At 71.1% G+C, this 1,260-nt stretch carries 2 protein-coding genes; both read left to right on the plus strand.

What is annotated here, in order from left to right; translation table 11 throughout:
• The coding region (locus tag AC5WRT_RS38830) for an S-(hydroxymethyl)mycothiol dehydrogenase (RefSeq protein ID WP_496101092.1) at positions 1 to 977 on the plus strand (977 nt) is incomplete at its 5' end.
• Positions 977 to 1,260: MBL fold metallo-hydrolase (locus AC5WRT_RS38835; RefSeq protein WP_496098929.1), on the plus strand; the 284-nt coding region annotated here is incomplete at its 3' end. The genes AC5WRT_RS38830 and AC5WRT_RS38835, both read left to right, overlap by 1 nt.

Genomic DNA, 1,260 nt, shown 5'->3' on the forward strand with positions numbered 1-1,260 from the left:
AGGCCTGCGGTGTCTGTCATACCGATCTGCACTATCGCGAGGGCGGTATCTCGGACGACTTCCCGTTCCTGCTGGGCCATGAGGCCGCGGGCGTCGTGGAGGCGGTCGGGGAGGGGGTTACCGACGTGGCGCCCGGTGACTTCGTGATCCTCAACTGGCGTGCGGTGTGCGGTCAGTGCCGGGCGTGTCTGCGCGGGCGGCCCTGGTACTGCTTCGACACGCACAACGCCGAGCAGAAGATGACCCTGGCCGACGGCACCGGGCTGTCGCCCGCGCTGGGCATCGGCGCCTTCGCGGAGAAGACCCTCGTGGCGGCGGGTCAGTGCACCAAGGTCGACCCGGCGGCCTCCCCGGCCGTCGCGGGGCTGCTGGGCTGCGGGGTGATGGCCGGGATCGGCGCCGCCATCAACACCGGGAACGTCGGCCGGGGCGACTCCGTCGCCGTCATCGGCTGCGGCGGTGTCGGGGCCGCGGCGGTCGTCGGATCGAGCCTGGCCGGTGCGGCGAAGGTCATCGCGGTGGACATCGACGACCGCAAGCTGGACACCGCCAGGAAGCTGGGCGCGACCCACACCGTCAACTCCAGGGACGCCGACGCGGTCGAGGCGGTGCGCGAGCTGACCGGCGGCTTCGGCGCCGACGTGGTCGTCGAGGCCGTCGGCCGGCCGGAGACGTACCGGCAGGCCTTCTACGCCCGCGATCTCGCCGGCACCGTGGTCCTCGTCGGCGTGCCCACCCCCGAGATGAAGCTCGAACTGCCCCTGCTGGACGTCTTCGGCCGCGGTGGCGCCCTGAAGTCGTCCTGGTACGGCGACTGCCTGCCCTCCCGTGACTTCCCCATGCTGATCGACCTGCACCTCCAGGGCCGGCTGCCGCTCGACGCGTTCGTCACCGAGACGATCCGGCTGGACGAGGTGGAGAAGGCCTTCGAGCGGATGCACCACGGGGACGTACTGCGCTCGGTGGTGGTGTTCTGATGACCGTGCGGATCGAACGCCTCGTCACCCGTGGGCAGTTCACCCTCGACGGCGGCACCTGGGACGTGGAGAACAACGTGTGGATCGTCGGCGACGAACGGGAGGTGATCGTCATCGACGCCGCGCACGACGCCGAGGCCGTCGCCCGCGCCGTCGACGACCGCCGACTGACCGCGATCGTGTGCACCCACGCGCACAACGACCACATCGACGCCGCACCCGCACTCGCCGACCGCACCGGCGCCACCATCTGGCTGCACCCCGACGACCTGCCGCTGTGGAA

The sequence above is a fragment of the Streptomyces sp. NTD91 genome (assembly GCF_059510455.1).